The 19,202-nt window shown below is 56.6% G+C and carries 16 protein-coding genes and 2 pseudogenes; 10 read left to right on the top strand and 8 right to left on the bottom strand.

What is annotated here, in order from left to right:
- Window positions 1-64: 64 nt before the first annotated feature.
- Window positions 65-1,930: a branched-chain amino acid ABC transporter ATP-binding protein/permease gene (locus tag EJ079_RS09325; protein WP_127808858.1), complete on the bottom strand. Its 1,866-nt coding sequence runs from the start codon at window positions 1,928-1,930 to the stop codon at window positions 65-67.
- Window positions 1,931-2,332: 402 nt separating this feature from the next.
- Between EJ079_RS09325 and EJ079_RS09320 the strand changes: the two genes are divergently transcribed.
- Both EJ079_RS09320 and EJ079_RS09315 read left to right on the top strand, forming a co-directional pair.
- Window positions 2,333-2,851, top strand: coding sequence for a hypothetical protein (locus EJ079_RS09320; protein WP_127808857.1), 519 nt, complete (start codon window positions 2,333-2,335; stop codon window positions 2,849-2,851).
- A 456-nt stretch (window positions 2,852-3,307) separates the two neighbouring features.
- Window positions 3,308-4,222, top strand: coding sequence for a MurR/RpiR family transcriptional regulator (locus EJ079_RS09315; protein WP_127808856.1), 915 nt, complete (start codon window positions 3,308-3,310; stop codon window positions 4,220-4,222).
- Between the two features lie 30 nt (window positions 4,223-4,252).
- On the opposite strand, the gene EJ079_RS09310 is transcribed toward EJ079_RS09315, so the two are convergent.
- Window positions 4,253-5,419 carry an FAD-binding oxidoreductase gene (locus EJ079_RS09310; RefSeq protein WP_127808855.1) on the bottom strand — a complete coding sequence of 389 codons (1,167 nt, stop codon included), beginning with the start codon at window positions 5,417-5,419 and terminating at the stop codon, window positions 4,253-4,255.
- A 595-nt stretch (window positions 5,420-6,014) separates the two neighbouring features.
- On the opposite strand from EJ079_RS09310, the gene EJ079_RS09305 reads away from it, so the two are divergent.
- A complete protein-coding gene (locus EJ079_RS09305) occupies window positions 6,015-7,136 on the top strand; it encodes an aminomethyltransferase family protein (RefSeq protein WP_127808854.1) in 1,122 nt (373 codons plus the stop codon).
- 369 nt (window positions 7,137-7,505) lie between these two features.
- A complete protein-coding gene (locus EJ079_RS09300) occupies window positions 7,506-8,420 on the top strand; it encodes a MurR/RpiR family transcriptional regulator (RefSeq protein WP_127808853.1) in 915 nt (304 codons plus the stop codon).
- Window positions 8,421-8,445: 25 nt separating this feature from the next.
- Here EJ079_RS09300 and EJ079_RS09295 read toward each other — a convergent pair whose 3' ends face one another.
- The 3 genes from EJ079_RS09295 to EJ079_RS09285 form a co-directional block, all read right to left on the bottom strand.
- The gene (locus EJ079_RS09295; protein WP_127808852.1) at window positions 8,446-9,333 is read right to left on the bottom strand and encodes a MurR/RpiR family transcriptional regulator; all 888 of its coding nucleotides are present in this window, start codon (window positions 9,331-9,333) and stop codon (window positions 8,446-8,448) included.
- A 111-nt stretch (window positions 9,334-9,444) separates the two neighbouring features.
- Window positions 9,445-10,134 (bottom strand): isochorismatase family cysteine hydrolase, encoded by a 690-nt coding sequence (locus tag EJ079_RS09290; RefSeq protein WP_245481843.1) that lies wholly within the window; start codon window positions 10,132-10,134, stop codon window positions 9,445-9,447.
- On the bottom strand, window positions 10,124-10,894 hold the full coding sequence (locus EJ079_RS09285) for an N-formylglutamate amidohydrolase (RefSeq protein ID WP_127808851.1): 771 nt from the start codon (window positions 10,892-10,894) through the stop codon (window positions 10,124-10,126). Before EJ079_RS09285 ends, EJ079_RS09290 begins: the two co-directional genes overlap by 11 nt.
- A 351-nt stretch (window positions 10,895-11,245) precedes the next feature.
- Between EJ079_RS09285 and EJ079_RS09280 the strand changes: the two genes are divergently transcribed.
- The 5 genes and pseudogenes from EJ079_RS09280 to EJ079_RS09260 all read left to right on the top strand — a co-directional run bounded on the left by EJ079_RS09280 (window position 11,246) and on the right by EJ079_RS09260 (window position 15,590).
- Window positions 11,246-12,559, top strand: a complete 1,314-nt coding sequence (locus tag EJ079_RS09280; RefSeq protein WP_127808850.1) for a glutamine synthetase family protein — start codon at window positions 11,246-11,248, stop codon at window positions 12,557-12,559.
- A gap of 32 nt (window positions 12,560-12,591) precedes the next feature.
- Complete coding sequence (locus EJ079_RS09275) at window positions 12,592-13,671, top strand: GlxA family transcriptional regulator (protein ID WP_245481842.1); 1,080 nt, start codon at window positions 12,592-12,594, stop codon at window positions 13,669-13,671.
- A 30-nt stretch (window positions 13,672-13,701) separates the two neighbouring features.
- Window positions 13,702-13,863: pseudogene (locus tag EJ079_RS09270) on the top strand (arginase); the annotation flags it as partial.
- Window positions 13,860-14,918, top strand: a complete 1,059-nt coding sequence (locus tag EJ079_RS09265; RefSeq protein WP_127808849.1) for an ornithine cyclodeaminase — start codon at window positions 13,860-13,862, stop codon at window positions 14,916-14,918. The pseudogene EJ079_RS09270 and the gene EJ079_RS09265, both read left to right, overlap by 4 nt.
- A 180-nt stretch (window positions 14,919-15,098) precedes the next feature.
- The gene (locus EJ079_RS09260; RefSeq protein WP_127811307.1) at window positions 15,099-15,590 is read left to right on the top strand and encodes an Lrp/AsnC family transcriptional regulator; all 492 of its coding nucleotides are present in this window, start codon (window positions 15,099-15,101) and stop codon (window positions 15,588-15,590) included.
- Between the two features lie 359 nt (window positions 15,591-15,949).
- Here EJ079_RS09260 and EJ079_RS09255 read toward each other — a convergent pair.
- The 3 genes and pseudogenes from EJ079_RS09255 to EJ079_RS33725 form a co-directional block, all read right to left on the bottom strand.
- Window positions 15,950-16,589: pseudogene (locus EJ079_RS09255) on the bottom strand (arginine deiminase-related protein); the annotation flags it as partial.
- 88 nt (window positions 16,590-16,677) lie between these two features.
- On the bottom strand, window positions 16,678-17,418 hold the full coding sequence (locus tag EJ079_RS09250; protein ID WP_245481841.1) for a hypothetical protein: 741 nt from the start codon (window positions 17,416-17,418) through the stop codon (window positions 16,678-16,680).
- The gene (locus tag EJ079_RS33725) at window positions 17,397-17,720 is read right to left on the bottom strand and encodes a hypothetical protein (RefSeq protein WP_245481840.1); all 324 of its coding nucleotides are present in this window, start codon (window positions 17,718-17,720) and stop codon (window positions 17,397-17,399) included. The genes EJ079_RS09250 and EJ079_RS33725 overlap by 22 nt, the downstream gene beginning before the upstream one ends.
- Before the next feature lie 187 nt (window positions 17,721-17,907).
- On the opposite strand from EJ079_RS33725, the gene EJ079_RS09245 reads away from it, so the two are divergent.
- On the top strand, window positions 17,908-19,137 hold the full coding sequence (locus EJ079_RS09245; protein WP_127808848.1) for an acetyl-CoA carboxylase biotin carboxylase subunit family protein: 1,230 nt from the start codon (window positions 17,908-17,910) through the stop codon (window positions 19,135-19,137).
- Window positions 19,138-19,202 lie beyond the last annotated feature (65 nt).

Genomic DNA, 19,202 nt, shown 5'->3' with positions numbered 1-19,202 from the left:
AACTCCTTCTTCCTTTTGTACCCATTCGATATCCACCATGCCGAGCAAGTCAGAGATACGATCTCTAGGACGCGCTGGCCCCAATGACCTGCGCCGCCGAGCCTGGTTCGACCTGAGCTTTTTTCTCGCCCATCCTTTTGCTTCCAAGATAGGCCGAGATCACGGCAGGGTCGGTTCTGACGGCGTCGGCCGTGCCCACGGCGATGCGCTTGCCCCTGTCGATAACGACGACGGTGTCACTCAGCGACATGATGAGGTGCAGGTCGTGCTCAACAACGAGAATGCCTACGCCTGTGTCCTTACGCAGTGCGGCCAACCTGCCCATCAGTTCTTTGGTCTCCGCCGGATTCATCCCCGCCGCAGGCTCATCGAGAAGGAGGAACCGAGGACCCGTCGCAAGCGCGCGGGCGATTTCTACGAGACGCCTTTGTCCGTACGGAAGACTGCCGGCAAGCCGGTCTCCCAATGTTTCCAGGCCGAAGCGCGCCAGGGCGTCATTGGTGCGCCACACAGCTAGAGCCGTGTCGGCGGCACATGCCTCAGCGGCAACTAGAACGTTCTCCCGAACGGTCATGTCAGCAAACACACGAAGGTTTTGGAACGTTCGCGCCAGACCTGCGCGGGCAATTAGATGAGGCTGCCTATTTTCGATCAGGTCCGAGCCAAGAGCCACATGACCTGCACTGGGTCGTAGCTGGCCAGTCAACAGATTGATCAAAGTGCTCTTCCCGGCGCCATTCGGACCGATCAATCCGGTGATAAGCCCCGCTTCCGCTTTGAAGGACACCCCGTCGACGGCCCGCACACCGCCGAAATGACGAGACAGTTGATTTGCCTCCAGGGCGTGCGCACCCTTTGGTGCCTGAAAATCCAGCGATCCTGTGGGCAGCTTGCCACCGCGCCCCTTGAAAGGATCCCATGCGTTTGCAAGCTCGAGTTCCTTGCCACCAACGAGGCCAGTCGGCCTGAAAAAGAGAACCAGGATCATGGCCAGCGAGGCGCCAACGAGGGGCAGTCCGTACAAGGCCGGCACCGAGAACCCTAGGATATTGCCGCCACCCTCTAGGCCCCTCAGAAGCTCCGTCACTGCGGTGATTATTATCACGCCCACCAGAGCACCCGAAACAGAACCGAGCCCTCCGACGATTAGCATCGAAATCAGCAGAAAACACGACTCGAAGTAGAAATCCTTGGGGCCGAAGGCACCTAAAAACTGAGCCAATAACGCCCCGGCGATCGACAGGATCGTTCCGCTCAACAGCCATGCCTTAAGCCGCGCCTGGCGAACGTCCACACCCACTGCCGCGGCGGCTACTTCATCTTCTCGCGTCGCCCTGACGGCGCGGCCAGTCCTTGTATCCCTAAATGTTCGAGCAACAGCGATCGACAACGCTGCCACCAATAGAGCAACCACAAGCGTGGTATTGCGGGGCACCCCATAAAATGTTTGGCTTCCGCGCGTAATATCCTTTGTCGCTACCAGGACCGTGTAGACAATGATCTGCAGTGCCAGAGTGGCGATGGACGCGGCGGAACCCGACAAACGCCGGATAACGAGGCCGCTCACCCCCGCTAAAATCAGTCCGGCGACGGCGGCCGCCACCAACGACGACCAGACTGAAAGACTATAGCCCGCCGTCCAGGCCGGGAGGTGAGGAAGTGCTGTCCGTTGAATAGCAGGACTCATCGTGAGAATGCCTGCTGTGTAGGCACCTACCCCCATGAAAGCCGCAGGACCGAATGAAACTATACCTGTGTTGCCGGAAAAAACCTGTAAACCAACGCAGGCGGTAACCACGATTGACATCGATGTCGCGATGCGGGTTCCATTCGCGCCAAACAAAAGACCGGCCAAGATCCCTACCGCTACCAGGATCACGGCCAAAGCCAGCGAATCCATCGTCACAGCCTTGATGCGGGAATTGACCATTCCGTCTGCTCCTCTGCGGAGCTGCGACTATTGGACAGGTCAACCTTGATGTCAATATCATTACATCAATCTGTCATATGAAAAATTGTGCAGAGGGCGCTACAGCCGGCTTTGCCGACCTAATGATTTTGATTGCTATGACCGCGTCGTGGCTTCGATGTTCCGCGAACTCAACCTAGCCGAGCTGAGCAACAGGCCCATCCTCTTCCAGGCATTGGCGAACCGTCCACTTTTCTCACGCCGAAGCTTACCTTTGAAGAGATATTGACACGCCTCCAGCCCGAGGTTACCCTCTAACGGGCTTTGAGCATGATGCCGGTTGGGTCCCTCCTCCCGCCCACAATTTTGCATTTCGGAAGGAGCCTTCAGCAATCGGCTGGTTCTGCCACGCCCTCATCATTCATGAACAACAAAGGTATTCAGATGCGGTCTTCTGTTCCGACTTATGAAAATCGCGTGCTCAGCGCATATGAGGGGGAAATCTTGGGGGAAGAATTTTTTAGCGTTCTTGCCCAGAAAGCTCACAGCGATCAATCTCGGGTAAAGTTGCGCAATTTGGCCGCCATTGAGCGGCTCGTCGCAGAGGCGCTATTGCCGGTTGTTACGCGGTACAAACTTCAGCCGAGCAGCAAAGCATCGCTTGCCGAGAAGGGACGCGATGAAACTGTAGAGTACGCCGAGCTCGGATGGACTGAATTTGCGGTAAAGCTCAAGAGGCTATTGGAGCCATTTGTTCGTGACTTTGAGACTCTGCTTGCAGAGTCGCCGGTTGAAGACCGACCCTATATCCAGTTACTCCTTGACCACGAAATCGCGCTTTTCGCGTTCGCCCAAGCGGAAGGTGAGGACTCACGCGATGGTCAGATTTATCTGGACAACTTTCTGCAACGGCATGAGGCTCTTTTGCGCGACGGAAACTAAGAAACCTGTCTTCACACCAGATCCTGCTGCATCTGAACATTTCCGAGTTCGCTGGCTTGGTCTGGGTCACGCCGCCTTGGTCGGTTCTCTCGCTGGAGTTGGGTAGTGGCTTATCTCGGCCCCGCCCTTCCTGGGCGCTGAGGGTGTTCACATTAGCCCAACCGTTGATCTGACGACCAAGATCCTCCACCCGACCGCGCATGGGTGACTCACCGCGCAGAACCGGAGGCAACTCGGCTTCGTGGTGGGGCTGGCCAACGGTGCAACGCTGCTCAACGCCTCAGCGGTCGATGTTGGCCGCCATCGGCGGACACCATGGAGTGCCCTTTGGTGGCCTGAAACCAAGAGTACTCGGGCGCCCACTTTGGTGGCGCATTATTCGCACAGTCCGCTAACATATTTTCACAAGGAGAACTTTTGTAATATTCTCTTCAGAGATGTCAGTTGGAGGACTCGATGAACGTTAGAGACATGCTCCTGCACGGGGCCATTTCGTTGACACCATCAGAGGAGCGGATCGTTCAGGTGCTCCTCACGGACTATCCCGCAGCCGGGCTAGGCACTGCCACGAGCCTCGCAAAGCGCGCCGGTGTCAGTGATCCTACCGTTGTTCGCCTTGCCATGAAGCTCGGTTTCGAAGGGTTCCCTGCCCTCCAACGGCGACTACTTAGAGATGTTGAGGCAAGATTGCATTCGCCCTTGCTTATGATGGAAGCCAAACGGCCTGACATGGGCACGGATGGGGAACAAGGAGCTGCTATCGCCTACATGCATTCAGTGGCCAGCAACCTCAACAAAGCGCTGACATCAACCCCGCTGGCGTCATATCAACGCGCCGCACGCCTGATAATGGATACAAAGGGCAAGGTCGTACTGCTCGGCGGACGCTACAGCCGTTTTATCGCAGGCATGCTGGCAGCCTATCTGTTACAATTTCGACCAGATATCATGCATATCGACGCCCTATCAGCCCAAAAGACGGACGTGTTGGTCGACTTGGGAAAGCGCGATCTCTTGATCCTATTCGACTATCGCCGATATCAGCTGGACGTTGTTGCGTTCGCGCAATTGGCCGCGGCCCGCCGCGTTCGCATTCTTTTGTTTACGGACCCCTGGTTGTCGCCCATTTCCGAGTTTTCGGAACTAACGCTGACCTGCCCAATCGAGGTTGATTCGCCCTACGATACGATGGCCTCTTCCGTGGCGCAGATTGAGGCCGTTATCGCTCAGATTCTTGCTTCGATGGAGAAGCGGACGCGCGAACGTATCGAGGAATTGGAGGAGATCCGACTCCAGGCGAGCGCATCACTGGATAACGCGCGTCTTCTCGAAGATGAAAAGCCCGCGCTGGCATCCATGACGAGCAAATAACCCGTCATGGATGCAGATGCGTTGAGGAGGTTACGAGAAGCGATGCAGCGAGAACTTCCTGAGTAGTTCCTGCCGTTCACCCAAAGCCCATTTTGCGACGACTTCGCCCATGGCTGGCCCCAGCTTGAAGCCATGCCCGCTCGAGCCGGTGATCACGAAAGTTCCTTTCGCACCGGGAATCTCGTCGACGATGGGAAGGTGGTCAGGGCTCATATCGTACTGACAGGCATAGCCGGGACGGATGCCCAATTCGGCAATCTCGGGAGAACGGGACACAATATGTTCAATTGCCCAGACCGATTCCTCTTGCGTGATCGTTCGGTCTAATTGGCCCGCGACATCGAGGCGATAGTTCATGCGACAGTGTGCTTCTTTAAGCTCATCGTTCTCCACACCGGTGCCGCCGCCACCCCAAGTCCCGACCAAAATTGTATTTTCGCCTTCCGGCCGAGCATAGCAGTTCGTGGTTTCATCGACCCAGCAGTGCGGAAGTAGCTTTCTTGCGACACCGGGCGCATCCATAACTGCCATGAAGTGGCGTTCGATAAACGTCGGCAGGTCAACACCAAGCTTAGCCACGAGCGCTTTTGACCAGACACCAGTCGCAAGAATGACGCGACCGGTAGAGATGACGGTTCCATCACTTAACGTCACTCCAGTCGTGTTTCCATTTGTTACTTGAATTTCGGTTACCGAGCGGCCGCCCATGAATTTAACGCCATTCGCGCGAGCTCGATTGACCAATTCGTTAGTTGCGCCGTAAGGGTCGCAGTGTCCCGATTCGTCTTCCCATGCGGCAAAAGTGATCCCCTCCATATTGAAATGGGGGAGAATTGCTTGAGCCTGCTCTCCGGTCAGCCCCTCGATTCGGCTTCCTTCATCGTCTCGAATCCGCTTAACAATCTCGCGATTTACGGGTTCGTGCTGAGGGCCGCAAACCCACAGGCAGCCAGACTGATGAAAAGCGCCGGGGAGGTCCTTTAGGATCTCGATCCCGCGTTTTGCGAGCAAAGATAACTCCCGATCACCATAGAACGCATGGCATACGGCGGACGACGAGCCTGTCGGTCCGGAAGCCGGATGGTCGGACTCGACTTGGATAACGTTCAGGTTCTTGCCCGACAGATAGTAGGCTGCCCCCGCACCCGCAATTCCCGCTCCCGCAACGAGTACGTCACAGCTCAATTTTTCGCTCATTTGATGCTCCCTGTTACAAAAGCCCGACGGGCTATCTTATCGATGCGGCCACCTTCCGGTACGGCGTGGCAGTGGAGGTCCAGGACGACGATTATCACCGGCTCGCGAATCAACTTCCTCCGACCACGCCCTCTGCGCAAAGGATCGTCCTCCCGAATTGGCGAGCAGTCCGCTTTAGGCTGACTGAGCAGCGAAATTAATGTGGAATTTTCTTCTTGTCTACGGCCAACTTCGGTCCTTGAAGAAATTATTTCAGTCCGCGACGCTCGACTTTCTCTCCCAACGTTGAACCTTCCGGATCGTCCGACAAGCAAACCGGCAGCTGATATATCGGGAAACTGAGACCTTGGTTTACCCAAAGCCAAGCCGAAAGAAATTTTCCATCACGCCAGATGGACCCGTTATTGACAAATAATTTTCAGCAACTCATGCTTGGGAGACAGCACGTTCGTTGCACGCGGAATGGGCACCCGATCGAGGACATGCTGCCAGCGTACGAAACACCGGAGATCAAGGTGGGGTCCCGTTCTGGAAACGGCGCCAGTGCCGCCTGTCGGCCGACAAAGATGGTCAATTGTCAAGCTTGGAGGATAAAATGGAAAAAAGAACTGCATATCATTCGATATACGAGAAGCTTGGGGTCCCCATGATAGACTTTGGGGGCTGGAAGGTCGCATCCCACATAACTTCAACTGACGAAGAATATATGATGATCCGCAACAGTGTCGGCTTCGCTGAGTATGACTTCCAGAGCTGTTTCGGGGTAGGCGGACCGGAAGCATTCCAATTCATACAGGAAATTATCGTAAACGACTTGGGAAATATCAGCCCCGGCGGGACTCTTTACTCAAGTATCCTTGATGACAAGGCTATTCTGATCGACGACGTGATCGTCTTTTGGGTTAGTGAAGATCGTTTTATAATACACGGTGGAATTACTCGAGACGCATCGCGCAAGTGGATTATGGAAAAGGCGGACGGTCGAAAAGTCTGGGTTACGGAATTGTCTAATACGTTCCTTTCCGTGCAGGGTCCAAAGTCAATCCATGTGCTTCAACAGGCCGTGGACGTTGCAGATCTGCAGCACAACCGCTTGATACAGGTTGATTTCGAGGGTGTTCCAACCACGATTGCACGGGTGGGGTTTTCCGGTGAACTGGGTTACGAGGTCCATTTCGGGCCTGAGTATGCTCACGGCATGTGGGAAAAATTCACTGCCTATTGCGCGAAGTACGGCGGTGGCCCGGCCGGTCTGATGGCCGCCTTTCCGATCGCGGTTGATAAAGGCTTTCTGTTCGGCGCGGACTTTTATGCGGGTGGTTCGCCTCTTGAGTATGGTCTTGGGTGGTCCGTAGCTTTCAAAAAAGGCTTCTTCCACGGCAGAGATGAGATGTTGCGCCGCAAGCAGGCAGGGCTGCGCACCAAACTCGTAGGAATAGAGGCCGATCTAACGGAGCCTCAGATAGCGGGAGGTTCGAAACTGAGCTGTGGCTCCAAAAAGAACGTAGGTGAAACGACGATCGGCTGGATTAGCCCACTGCTCGAACGCAATATTGGGCGAGCATGGGTCAATAGCGAATTCGCCCAGCCTGGTACGGAGTTGGAGGTTCAATCGAACGGCGGCCCCAAGAAGGTGAAAGTCACCGCCAGCTACCGATTCTTTGATCCCAAGGGGGAGCGCGTCAGGGTAAATCCTCGCGAGATGCTCAACGTCTGATCGAGCGCAGATAGGCAGGTCGCCGCCTCCGAGCATGGGGCCTCGCAAAGCAACGTTGCTTGCAGGCCCCAGTGGCGCCCTTGCCCTTGTCGGCCTCTCACGAGAATCGCACCCCGCGGAACTCCTGCCGTAGTCGGCATCCATAGCCAGCTTCGCAAAGGTCCATCCGCAGATCGAGCTGGAGTCATTCGACCAGAGTCTTCGGTCGAATCGCCCTCGTAGGGGTGTTCGCTATTCGCCGGTCCTTAATTCAAAAGCTGTAGCGATTCTTTCTCGATCTGGATCACCGATCGATTAAGAATTTGACATGTTGACGCACTTCAAGATGATTTGTAATTTCCTCTTCATGAGAATGAGGGGAACTGATTGATGCAGTTTCGAGATATGCTGCTTCAAGGGGATTTTTCGCTGACCCCGTCGGAGGAGCGCATCGTTCAGGTGCTACTCACGGATTATCCGATGGCCGGCATAGGCACAGCAACAAGCCTGGCGAAGCGTGCCGGGGTCAGCGATCCCACTGTGGTTCGTCTGGCCATAAAGCTCGGCTTTGATGGTTTCCCCGACTTTCAGCAGCGGCTGCTTGCCGACATCGAAGCGCGATTGCATTCCCCACTGCTTATGATGGGAGCAAAGCGCCCAGAGTTGAGCACAGACAGTGAACAAGGCGCAGCTATAGCCTACATGCACTCGGTTGCGGGGAGCCTCGACAAGGCGTTGACGACCACCCCGCTGGCTACATACGAGTGCGCAGCCCGACTTGTCATGGATTCCAAAGGGAAGGTCGTCCTGCTCGGAGGACGCTACAGTCGGCACGTCGCCGGAATGTTGGCGAGCTACTTATCGCAGTTTCGAGCCAACGTCGCCTACATCGAGACCCTGTCCGCCCAGCAGCTGGATCTGTTGGTCGATTTAGGAAAGAGAGACGTTCTGATCGTCTTTGACTACCGCCGCTACCAACGCGACGTAGTCACATTCGCCGAACAAGCAGCCGCCCGCCACGTCCGCATTCTTCTGTTTACCGATCCATGGGTGTCGCCGATCTCCGATTTCGCAGAAGTTACCCTCTCCTGCCCGATCGAAGTCAGGTCGCCTTACGACACGATGGCACCGGCAGTGGCGCAGATCGAAGCCCTCGTCGCTCAGATCTTTGCAGCCACGGGTGAGCGGACACGCCGCCGTATTGAGGAACTCGAACAAATCCGTCACGAGAGCAATGTGGCACTTAACGAGGCCCGCGTGCACAAAAATCAGAGCAACGGGGCTGCTCGTCCAAAACTCCAATAGCCGGCCCGAAGACCCTTTCGCTTAGCTATGACTCCCGCGCTGGTTCTCTCTGATGCGAGACTGAAGTCCTCAACGAGTCCCATTTCTTTATCCGCTGGCTTGCCTGGGACCAATTCGCCTCTGCGACCCGGGTTATCAGCGCCTCGATCAACGCGAACGCGGCAACATTGCTGTCAAATGCAGTCTCGTTCTCAATGTGCAGCGCAATGACTTCTGATGCATATTTCGAGATCGGTGACATCCATCGATCCGTTATCAGGATGATCTTCAGCCCACAGTTCTTTGAAGCTCTTTCGGCGAACTCTTCAAGAGACCGTTGGTACCTTCGAAAATCGACAAGGACTAACACGTCCTTCTGCCGCATGCGCAGTATATACTCAGGCCACCAGTCGTCCTCAGACGATACTTGGTGAACACCGGCTCGGATCTGTTTCAAATGCCTAGATAAATACTGCGCGACGAGATCGCTGATGCGACCTCCCAATGTGAATATGTCCGATTTTGGATCAGAAAGAAGCGAGCCCACCCTTTCAAACTGGGCGGCCGTGATCGCTCCGGCGGATGCCTTTAGCAACTCGGTAGATTTTTGGATGAAGTTATCAAAAAATTCGTCAGTTATACCACTTTTGGTTGGCCTCAAATCAAGTGGAGACTTCTGCCCTTGTCTCAGCTCCTTGATAAGTTGTTGTTGGAACTCCTGCAGGCCCTGATAGCCGAGTTTACTCACGAAGCGCGAGATAGAGGGGGCAGAGACGTTTGATGAGGTGGCAATGACCTGGATTGGCTCAAGCCCGGCAAACGGATAATTTGACAGAATTAGCGCAGACAGGCGCCGTTCCGTGGCGGTCAAAGAGCCTGCTGCTTTCCTTATCTGCTCCCTTACGGTTTCGCCGGGAACTGCGCTATCGGTCATGATCTCTCCAAAGCCGGCCACCCCGCAAACCCTTAAGCACTGCTGTTTTAGTATGCGGGAGTGAGACTCTGCTAGCAAGCTCAAGCCCTCCGCCACGACAATGAGATGCTGCTAACCAGCACTGGGCGTTAGCGCCCCGGGAGCGTGTTCCACACCTTGTATTTCGGCAATGAGCTCTTGCGTCGTGATCTGACGACAATAGCCCTTGATCGCCCGTAGCGAGCTATCCTGCCGTTCCTGGGTATAAGTCAGGCATGCATCTGTAACCTGTGTGACGAGATAGCCCAGGTCACAGGCGTCCCTGATCGCGCCCTCTACACACTGGTCGGTTACCAACCCCGCGAGTACGAGCTGTTTAACGCCGAGATTGCGCAGTATGTAATCGATATTTGTGGAAATGAAGACGGAAGATGACGTCTTGGGCAGAACTATCTCATCACCCTGCACAGCTATCTGCTCGATTACCTTTCCATCCCACGAGCCCTTCGGGACATGGAACCCGGTTATCTTGTAGTCGAGAGATCGGTCTCGACCATCGGCGGTCAAGCTCTCGATCGTTGTGTACATTACTTCAATACGCGACTTCCTGAAGGCGGTTTGCAAAGCCTGCATGTTGGGAATGACCCGAGCCTCAAGCTCGCTGAAAAACCAGCCGTACTTTGCTGCAAAATCGGTTTTCGGAAGCCCGGAAAATTCGGCTCCGTCACGGTGAGCACTGAAATTTTGGACGTCGATAAAAAGCAAGGCCGATTGCTCCGGCACCAAGGGCACATTGCGAGTAAGTCTCATTTCAGTTCCCATTCAAATAGTCCTCGATAGATGATGCGACGATATCGGCCCAGCGCTTCTGACCTTCAGCCGTCCGGAGATGATCATTTCGGATCTCAATCAGGCTGTTGTTCAAGCCACGTGTCTCGCAATGCCGCGGCACAAACCAGTCCGTCGAGTCGTTGACCTGATAGGGCTCATTCATCCCCACGCTTAAATGCGGGTACCTGCGTACAATCGAGTCTCTCAGGCGCGCTGACGTGTCCGTGTCAAGACGGAACAGGAAACCGATATCCCACGGGCGCCACACCTTGTTCATGCGAGGGGTGAAACTGTGAACCGATATCGCCACTGTGTGTCGACCCTCATCCAGACGTCGACTGATCTCTGCGTGAAAAGGCTCGAAGATCTCGGCCACGCGAGCTTGGCGATCGGCGATGTCGACTTCCTGATTACCGGGTATTCTGATCCCATCGCTTACTGCAGGAATAGCATCGAACGCCTCCGGCGGCCTGTTGCAATCTATGACTAGGCGGCTATACGGCTGAAAGACAGCAACAGCATCTAGCCGTCGCGCTAAAAGCAGCGCCACTTCGGCTGCCCCGATATCCCAGCCCACATGATCGTCGAGCACCTCGAGAGAAACGCCCAGATTTCCGAGCGCAGCCGGGATCGCCTGACCCGCATGTTCACACACCAGGAGCACAGAACTTGAACCACGGGGGTTCATGACCGCAAACGGGGCCGGATCGCCCTGCCCCAGCAATCGTAGCGTATCGTAACCCTGCTTCATGCCACTATTTGTCCTTCGAGAGAGCGATGGGCTTGGTGACGCCTGAGCTACCAGGCATTGAAATTTTTAATGACCCTGGGGACAACTCTCCGAGGAATCCCCCGCCGCCCGCTCCCACCGTTCGCCGTAAAAGAGGACGAGATTTCATTTTCAATGTCAACTCAGTGTTTGTGATTGACAAAAAAATTTCATTCGGGTTTTCTGCGCTGAAGACGACATGGTCGTTTCGAGACAGGCGATTGCAGTGGTGAAGTTGCATAAGGCCGCGGAGCACTGGCGAAAGTTATGGATAGTCTCGATGTGAGCCTCACGATCGCATTCCTGCTGAGCCCAACGTTTTGAAGGACAACAATGATTTCGAACCCGCTCATCTTCGCAGCTACGTCCGATATCGCTGGGAGAACACGTGGTAAAGCGTTTCCAGTTTCGGAACTGGATAAGCGCATGAAGCGTGGAATCGGCTGGACGCCGACGAATGTGATGATTACCTGTTTCGATGCGATCGCTCCAAGCCCCTTTGGCTCACTCGGCGATTTGCTTCTGATCCCTGATCCTAAGGCGCGCGTTGAGGTCGACTTCACAGACGGCGGCCTGGTTGAGCGTTTCATGTTGGGGGATATAACCGACCTCGACGGCCGCCCATGGGATTATTGTACTCGCTCGCTTCTCAAAGCGGCACTTGAGCGGCTCCGATCTTGCGGCGGTATCCAGCTCGTGAGCGCTTTCGAGCATGAATTCCAGATGCTCGACACAAGCGAGGTCCTTCCCGACGCCTATAGTCTGCGTGGGTTTACTCGCCGGCGACAGTTCGGTGAGGCTTTAATGTCGGCTCTCGCTCTGGCCGGGCTGACGCCCGATACCTTCATGAAGGAATTTGGGCCAAATCAGTACGAGGTTACCAATGGCCCTGCTCAAGGTCATCACTCTGCCGACCAAGCGGTAATTCTTCGGGAGCTGACGCGCATGGCGGCGCAACGCTGCGGTGAGCATGTGACGTTCGCACCGATATTGGACCCCGCCAGCGTCGGCAACGGCGTTCACATCCATATGAGCTTCCTGGATGAGAATGGCTCCCCGGCTACGTACGACGAGAACGACCCGTTCGGCATGTCCAAGATTACGGCGTCATTCATAGCCGGCGTACTCAAATATCTCGACTCCATTGTTGCGCTGACCGCGCCTTCTGACATTTCGTATCTGCGATTGACGCCAAACCGCTGGAGTGCGGCATATAACAACCTTGGCTTCCGCGATCGCGAGGCTTCAGTCCGAATCTGTCCCACGACCTCCGCAGATCCCGAGAAGGTCGCCAGGCAATATAACATTGAATACCGTGCGGCGGATGCCGCCGCCTCGCCACATCTGGCCTTGGCATCGATTCTCCATGCAGGTGCCCAGGGCATCGAAGACAGGCTCCCCGCACCTCAGGTTACTCAGGAGGACTTGTCCGTGCTGTCTGAGACCCAGCTGTCTGGCCGCGGCTACAGGCGGCTGCCACAATCCCTGGAAGAGGCTTTGCAGCGTTTTGAGCAAAACGATGTTGTAACGCGTTGGTTTCCCGCCGGCTTTACCTCGATTTATACGGCGCACAAGCGTGCCGAAATCGCGCATCTGGGTGATCGCGCCGTCAAAGAGCGCTGTTCCGCTTATTCAAAAGTGTACTGATTAAAAGCAGACACTGCCCGGGAGGCGCAAAGATGCTGAATATGAAGGCAACAAGGCGTCTGTTCAGTCTCTATCTGGTGCCCGGGTTCTCCCTACAGGCTTTCTCTTCCGCAGTTGAGGCCTTAAGGCTCGCCAACGAAGTGCTTGAATCAGAAAGTTACGCTTGGCGAATCGTATCTGACGACGGACACCCTGTAAGATCGAGTTGTGGAGTTACGATCTCCGTCGATACGTCACTCAAAGAAGAACGCGGCGTTCTTGGGCAAAGGGGCTCGTTCTCCTCAGCCGCCGTTGTTTGCGGGGGTAGCTATCCCCTTCCCGTAAATAGAGCCGTGCATGGCTGGCTGCGGGAAAGCCGAGCTAGGAAACTAGGTCTGGTTGGAATCGGCAGCGGGGTCTTCAGCATAGCCCAGACCGGTCTGGCGGATGGCCGAAGATGTGCGGTGCACTGGGAACAGTTCCCTTCATTCGTCGAACAATTTCCAAACGTCGTTGCGGTTCAATCTGCCTATGAGATCGACGGAGATACGTACTCCTGCTCGGGTGGGGATGCTGCTTTCGACATGTTCGTGCAGTTTGTCATAGAAGACTATGATTCCTTTATAGCCAGCCGGGTGTGCGAGAAGGCCGCTGCTATGAGGCTCCGCCAACCTGGAGATCGTCAGAGATTACCGCTGCATGCCGGCGCGGCCATCCACCATGACGGCCTGCTGAAGATGATCGAGCAGATGGAGAGGACCCTCGACGAGCCGTTAGCGCTCGAAGAGATAGCTGCGTCCAGCCGTTTGTCTCGGCGCCAGGTTGAACGCATCTTTTCGAAACAAATAGGACGTTCGCCAGCGAAATACTATCTTGAGATGAGACTTGAGCGAGCTCATTTGCTTATCTTGAACTCGCAACTGCCAATCGTCGAGATCGCAATGGCGTGTGGATTCATCTCGGCCTCGCACTTTTCAAAGGCATATCGCGAGAATTATCGACTGGCTCCACGCGAGGCTCGCTCGGAAGCCGTAGAACGCCGACGAAACGGGCACGGAACGTTCGCCGCGGCTGCTCCCACACCATTGCCAATGGCAAGGTCATCAATCGGGGAAATGGTGCATGCAAAGTGATTCACGTTCCGGAAACTCGCCCGGAGGCCGCAGATGCTGTCCGACAGTGGCCTGGTCTCCAGTCTCGACCTGATCGACCGTTCCTCGACGAACGCAGCCGCACCGCGACCCATGGTCGACCTCGCCGCCAGCCCGATGGGCCGGCGCATAATGGACCGCCCCACCCGCAGCCATTCCGGAAGCATTGCATGACCCAACCTTCCCGCCTTGCCATCGTTCCCTTCGTCAGCGTCGACCGCATGATGAAGCTGGTGCTGACCATCGGCGTCGAGCGGTTCCTGACCGAACTCGCCACCTATATCGAGGAGGATTTCCGTCGCTGGGAACTGTTCGACAAGACGCCGCGCATCGCCTCGCACAGCCATGACGGCGTCATCGAGCTGATGCCGACCAGCGACGGCCGCCTCTACGGCTTCAAATACGTCAACGGCCATCCGAAGAACATGCGCGAGGGCCGCCAGACCGTCACCGCCTTCGGCGTGCTCGCCGATGTCGGCTCCGGCTATCCGATGCTGCTCACCGAAATGACCATCCTGACGGCGCTGCGCACCGCGGCCACCTCCGCTATCGCCGCCAAATACCTGGCGCCCAAGGGTTCACGCTCCATGGCCATTATCGGCAATGGCGCCCAGTCCGAATTCCAGGCCATCGCCTTCAAGGCGCTGCTCGGCGTCGATCGGCTGCGGCTTTACGATATCGATCGCTCGGCCTCGGAGAAATGCGCGAAGAACCTCGCCGGCAAAGGTTTTGACATCACCATCTGCTCGACCGGGCAGGATGCGGTGGAAGGCGTCAATATTATCACCACCGTGACCGCCGACAAGCAATATGCCACGATCCTGACCGACAACATGGTCGGCTCGTGCGTCCACATCAACGCCGTCGGCGGCGACTGCCCCGGCAAAACCGAGCTGCACCGAGACATCCTGTTGCGCTCCGACATCTTCGTCGAGTTCCCGCCGCAGACGCGCATCGAGGGCGAGATCCAGCAGCTCGACGCCGACCATCCGGTGACCGAATTGTGGCAGGTGATGACCGGCCAGGCCGAGGGCCGCAAGGCACCGGAGCAGATCACGTTGTTCGATTCCGTCGGCTTCGCCACCGAGGATTTTTCCGCGCTGCGTTATGTCCGCGACCAGCTCCAGGCCACCGGCCTCTATGAGGAGCTCGACCTACTTGCTGACCCCGACGAACCGCGCGACCTGTTCGGCATGCTGCTCAGGGCCGCGGTGCAGCCGGCGGCGTGAGGGACTCGCCAAAAGCGTCCGATCTCACTGTCCCGGCCGATCGTACGTGCACCTTCGATCAAGCATTCTCTATCAATCAACCCGACAAGCTGCACTTGGATCGCTCCTCTCAAAGTACAAACTTGCTGAAACTAGGCTGGTCTCACGAAGCGAACTCGGTAGCAAGAAAAGTGGATGATGATGACTGCTGCGAAACTCGACGCGATCGACCTTAAGATCCTGGACGCCGTTCAGCGCGACGGGCGCATCACCAAGCTGGCGCTGGCCGACAAGGTCGGTCTGTCGCCGACCCCTTGCTGGATGCGGCTACGCAAGCTGGAAAAGGCCGGCATCGTTTCGGGCTATCACGCCAGGATCGCCATGCGTTTGATCGCCCCCGTTGCCACCGTGCTGATGGAGGTGACCCTGGCGAGCCACCGCCAAGCCGATTTCGACCGCTTCGAGCGGGCCATCCGCGACATATCCGAGATCGTCGCCTGCTGGTCGGTGGGCGGCGGCGTCGACTATGTGCTGAAGGTGATGGCACGCGACATCGACGCCTATCAGCGGCTGGTTGATGTCTTGCTTGACCGCGAGATCGGCATCGACCGCTACTTCACCTATATCGTCGTTAAGATGGTGAAGGAGGAGATCGTCCTGATGGCGGCAGACCTGTTGCCGCCGCACTCTTAACGGTGCGCGCAGAGAGACCTTCGGGCCGGGGCGCACAATAGAGAGACTTTCGCTACGGGCGGCGTTCAAACAGCCTCTCTATTTGCCGATGGCGCATACTCTTTCCATATCCAATCCGCCCAAGAGGCCTCGACCATGTCCCCGAATTTCGCCCGCTCGCATGGCCATGAAGCGATAAAGCGCTCGACCGCCTCGCCGATCGCCGGCTGCTGCGTGAACCTATGTCGACGGGCACTGACGCAAGCGAGGCTGCCGACATCGTCTATTCCAAGACGAAAGATGCGGTGGCTACTCGAGAGAGCCATCGTGGCCCCCTTAGGGATTCACCTCTGGCGGTTGCGGTAACATAACCCCCTGCTCTACTGAGCATCGCCCCGAGGCGTGAGGTGCACGCCGGCGCGATGGTGCATCGAACGGAACCGCCTGCTAGCTCGACCGTAGGAATTGCTTAGCGGCAGCAGCCGCGCGCTCTCGCCGATGATGTCGATCTGTTCCGTCGTCAAAGCCAAGAGTGCGGTCGTCGACAGTGCCAAGGGACGCCCGTTCCCGCCCAGGAGCTCGGTCGCATTGCCTGCAAACTTTTCAATCTGTGCGTCTGTGAGCCCGATTATCCGGCGACCGCTGCGTTCGAGCCGGTGGACGATTTCGCGCCGCCTAACTGAGTCAGTGATCATGTCGAGCCCGATCATGGCAAAATCGGTCGCGACGCACATCAGAACGTTCGTATGATAGATGTCAAACCCGCTGGGGTCCTTTGCCGAGAACACCATCGGCTCAAAGCTGAACTTCGTACAGAACCTTTCAAGTGCGATTGGATCGGTGCGCTCAGATCTTACTGCATAGGCGACCCGATCAATATGATCGAGCACCATCGTACCGGTACCTTCCAAGAAGACTCCGTCCAGCTCAAGGCCAGAATAGTCTGACTTCCTGGACTCTATATCGTCGCTTCAGCATATCGATAATATCGCTCCGTCGCTCACGCAGGCGGCTCAAGGCTATCGTGGAACGCGTTTGCCATGCCGGAAAGGCCGAGTTCGCGCAGCATGTCGATGGTGGGATTGGTCAGCATTTGTTGACTATCTCCTTAATGAAAGTAGCCTGGGCGGCGAACATTGCAGTGCTCGCCGACGGCGGCAGGTTCGGCGGTGTGCCTGGAGGCTTTGTGGAATTTGATGAGGGCGCTGATGCTTTTACAGTTCAGGCCGCCGATCTCGAGAGCACGGGCCGAAACGGCTTCGGCCTGCTCCGTGTTGATCGCCTGGTAGAGCTCGATAACGCCGAGGCATGTTCTGAATCCCTGTTCCGGATGCGGCCGGCTGGCAAGAATGGCGATGACGATTGCCTCGGTCTGTGGACCGATCGAATGAGCCCAGCGCCGGAAGCGCTCGGGCGACCATTCCGCGTAGCGGCGGTGCGAACTGGGCATGTGGTCCGGATCGGTTCCAAAACGCACCCCGCCATAGCGCCGCTGATGGACAGCGACGCGTTTGCCCTTGAACAAGACCTCGATCGTTCGGCTCGTTGCCCGGAGATCCACCTGCTCTCGAATAAGGTTGTGCGGCACGGAGTAGAAATAGCGTCGAACTCGACATGATAGTCTGTTGACACGCGCCAGCCGCCACTCGGCGAACTCGTATTCCTCGGCTGGTAGTGCGGCGAGCGCTGGCCGTTCCATCGTCTCGAACAGATCGCGACGGCACTGGTCCAGTCGGCGCATGACGTGGGTGTTGATCCGCTCGACAGCCTCCCGGATAGCGGCATTGGCTTCGTCCAGGGAAAAGAAGGTCTGGTTCCACAGCCGGCCTAGAATGCAGCTCTGCGCCAAACGGACTCCACTTGTCGCTTCGGTCGCGCCGGCAGAACGCCGACACCGTAGTGGGAAGCCATCATGCCGAAGCTGCGGTTGATCTCCGGATCGTAAAAGCTTGCTCGGTTCACACCGGACTTCAGGTTGTCGGGAACAATCAGGCGCGGGACGCCGCCAAAGAAGCGGAACATGCGCACATGCGAGCCAATCCAGTCCGGCAGGGTCTGGCTCCAGGTCGCCTCGGCAAAGGTGTAGCTCGACGCGCCGAGCACCCCGAGAAAGATCTCGGCCTCGCGGATCTCGCCGGTCTTGCGGTCCACGATCGGGCCACTCTCTTTCTTCTAATCTTGCTACAAAACCTTCAAACTATTTTACAGAACGTTTGCGGTTGGAAACCGCTGACAATGGTACATTCGCCACGACGCCTGAGGGCTAATTGCGGCCAAAACTGATGCCCATTTACGCTCAGACCGCCGCACAGCACGCAGCATGGGGTTTCAAGAGCCGATGGCAAGAAGAGCGCTTATCCTGTTTGAAGGCCATGCGATGGATACCGGGCTGCTTTACGTCCAAGCGGCCCAGCGTCTCGGCCTTCATCCAATTGTTGTATTGGCTGAGTCAACGCAGTGCAATTATCTCGCGACGGAAGGGTTTGAGGCAATCCGCGTCGATACAGAAGATCTCGGGGCGCTGATCCGCGAATGTCGCCGGCTACGTACGACTTATGACATTGCCGGCATTACGAGCGCCGACGAGTCCTTGTATGCGACAGTTGGCAAGCTTTGCAGGTATTTCGATTTTCCGGGACCCCATCCCGCATCGATTGAACAATGCTGCGACAAGTTCGCTCAACGTCAACTTCTCGCGCAGGCTGGGATTCCTGTGCCTGCCTATCGCTTGGCAGCGAATGCGACGGACGTCGCAAGGGCTGCCCTAGAGATTGGTCTCCCGGTAATACTTAAACCGGCTGTCGGCACTTGCAGCATTGGTGTTCGATTGTGCCGTGACGACCATGAGTTAGCTGAACATGCGACCTATTTGTTGGGCGGCAACCATGTATGGCGGTCCTCGCCGAGGATGCTCGTCGAGGAGTTCGCACTTGGCCCCCAATATACCGCTCAGATCATGGGAGATGAGGTCATTGGAAGCACCGCCGCTCACTTCGGCCCGCCGCCGCATTTTGTATATCGCGAGTTCACCTTTCCGGCCTTACTGACTGACAACGAGCATGAGCGCATCGCCGACATTTCGCTGAGGTGTTTGCGAGCGCTCGGGCTTGGCTGGGGGCCAACGAACATTGAACTCCGTTGGACGGAGCGTGGTCCGGTCGTTATTGAAGTCAATCCGCGTCTTGCTGGCGTGCCGGATCCTCAGTTGGTCCAACTGGCTTACGGTATCGATCTCGTCACCGAGCACATCAAGCTTGTCATAGGCGACCAATGGAATCTGCGCAGAAAGCAGTCGCAGACTGCGGCCGTCAGGTTCCTGGTTCCTGATCGCGATGGCATCCTCGATTGGATCGACGGCCACAGTCGGGCGGCGGCCCTATCAGGTGTCGCCGAGGTCAAATTGTATGTTGAGCCCAAGACTGCGATTGTCAGGAAAGGCGATTATCGAGACACGATTGCACATGTAATCGCCGCTTCACAAGGACTTGCTCAAACCGAGGCGATACTTCAGCGTGCGGTCGACTTAATCGATTGGTCGATCACACCACTCCCGACCATCGTCGGATAACAAGACGACTGTCTGCAGCAACCGCACGATCGCGGCTCCCACCGTCTCATCAACGCGGAGGCACA

It is taken from the genome of Mesorhizobium sp. M7A.F.Ce.TU.012.03.2.1, assembly GCF_004006095.1.
GTDB lineage: Bacteria > Pseudomonadota > Alphaproteobacteria > Rhizobiales > Rhizobiaceae > Mesorhizobium.
This window is presented reverse-complemented; position numbering and strand designations above follow the sequence as displayed.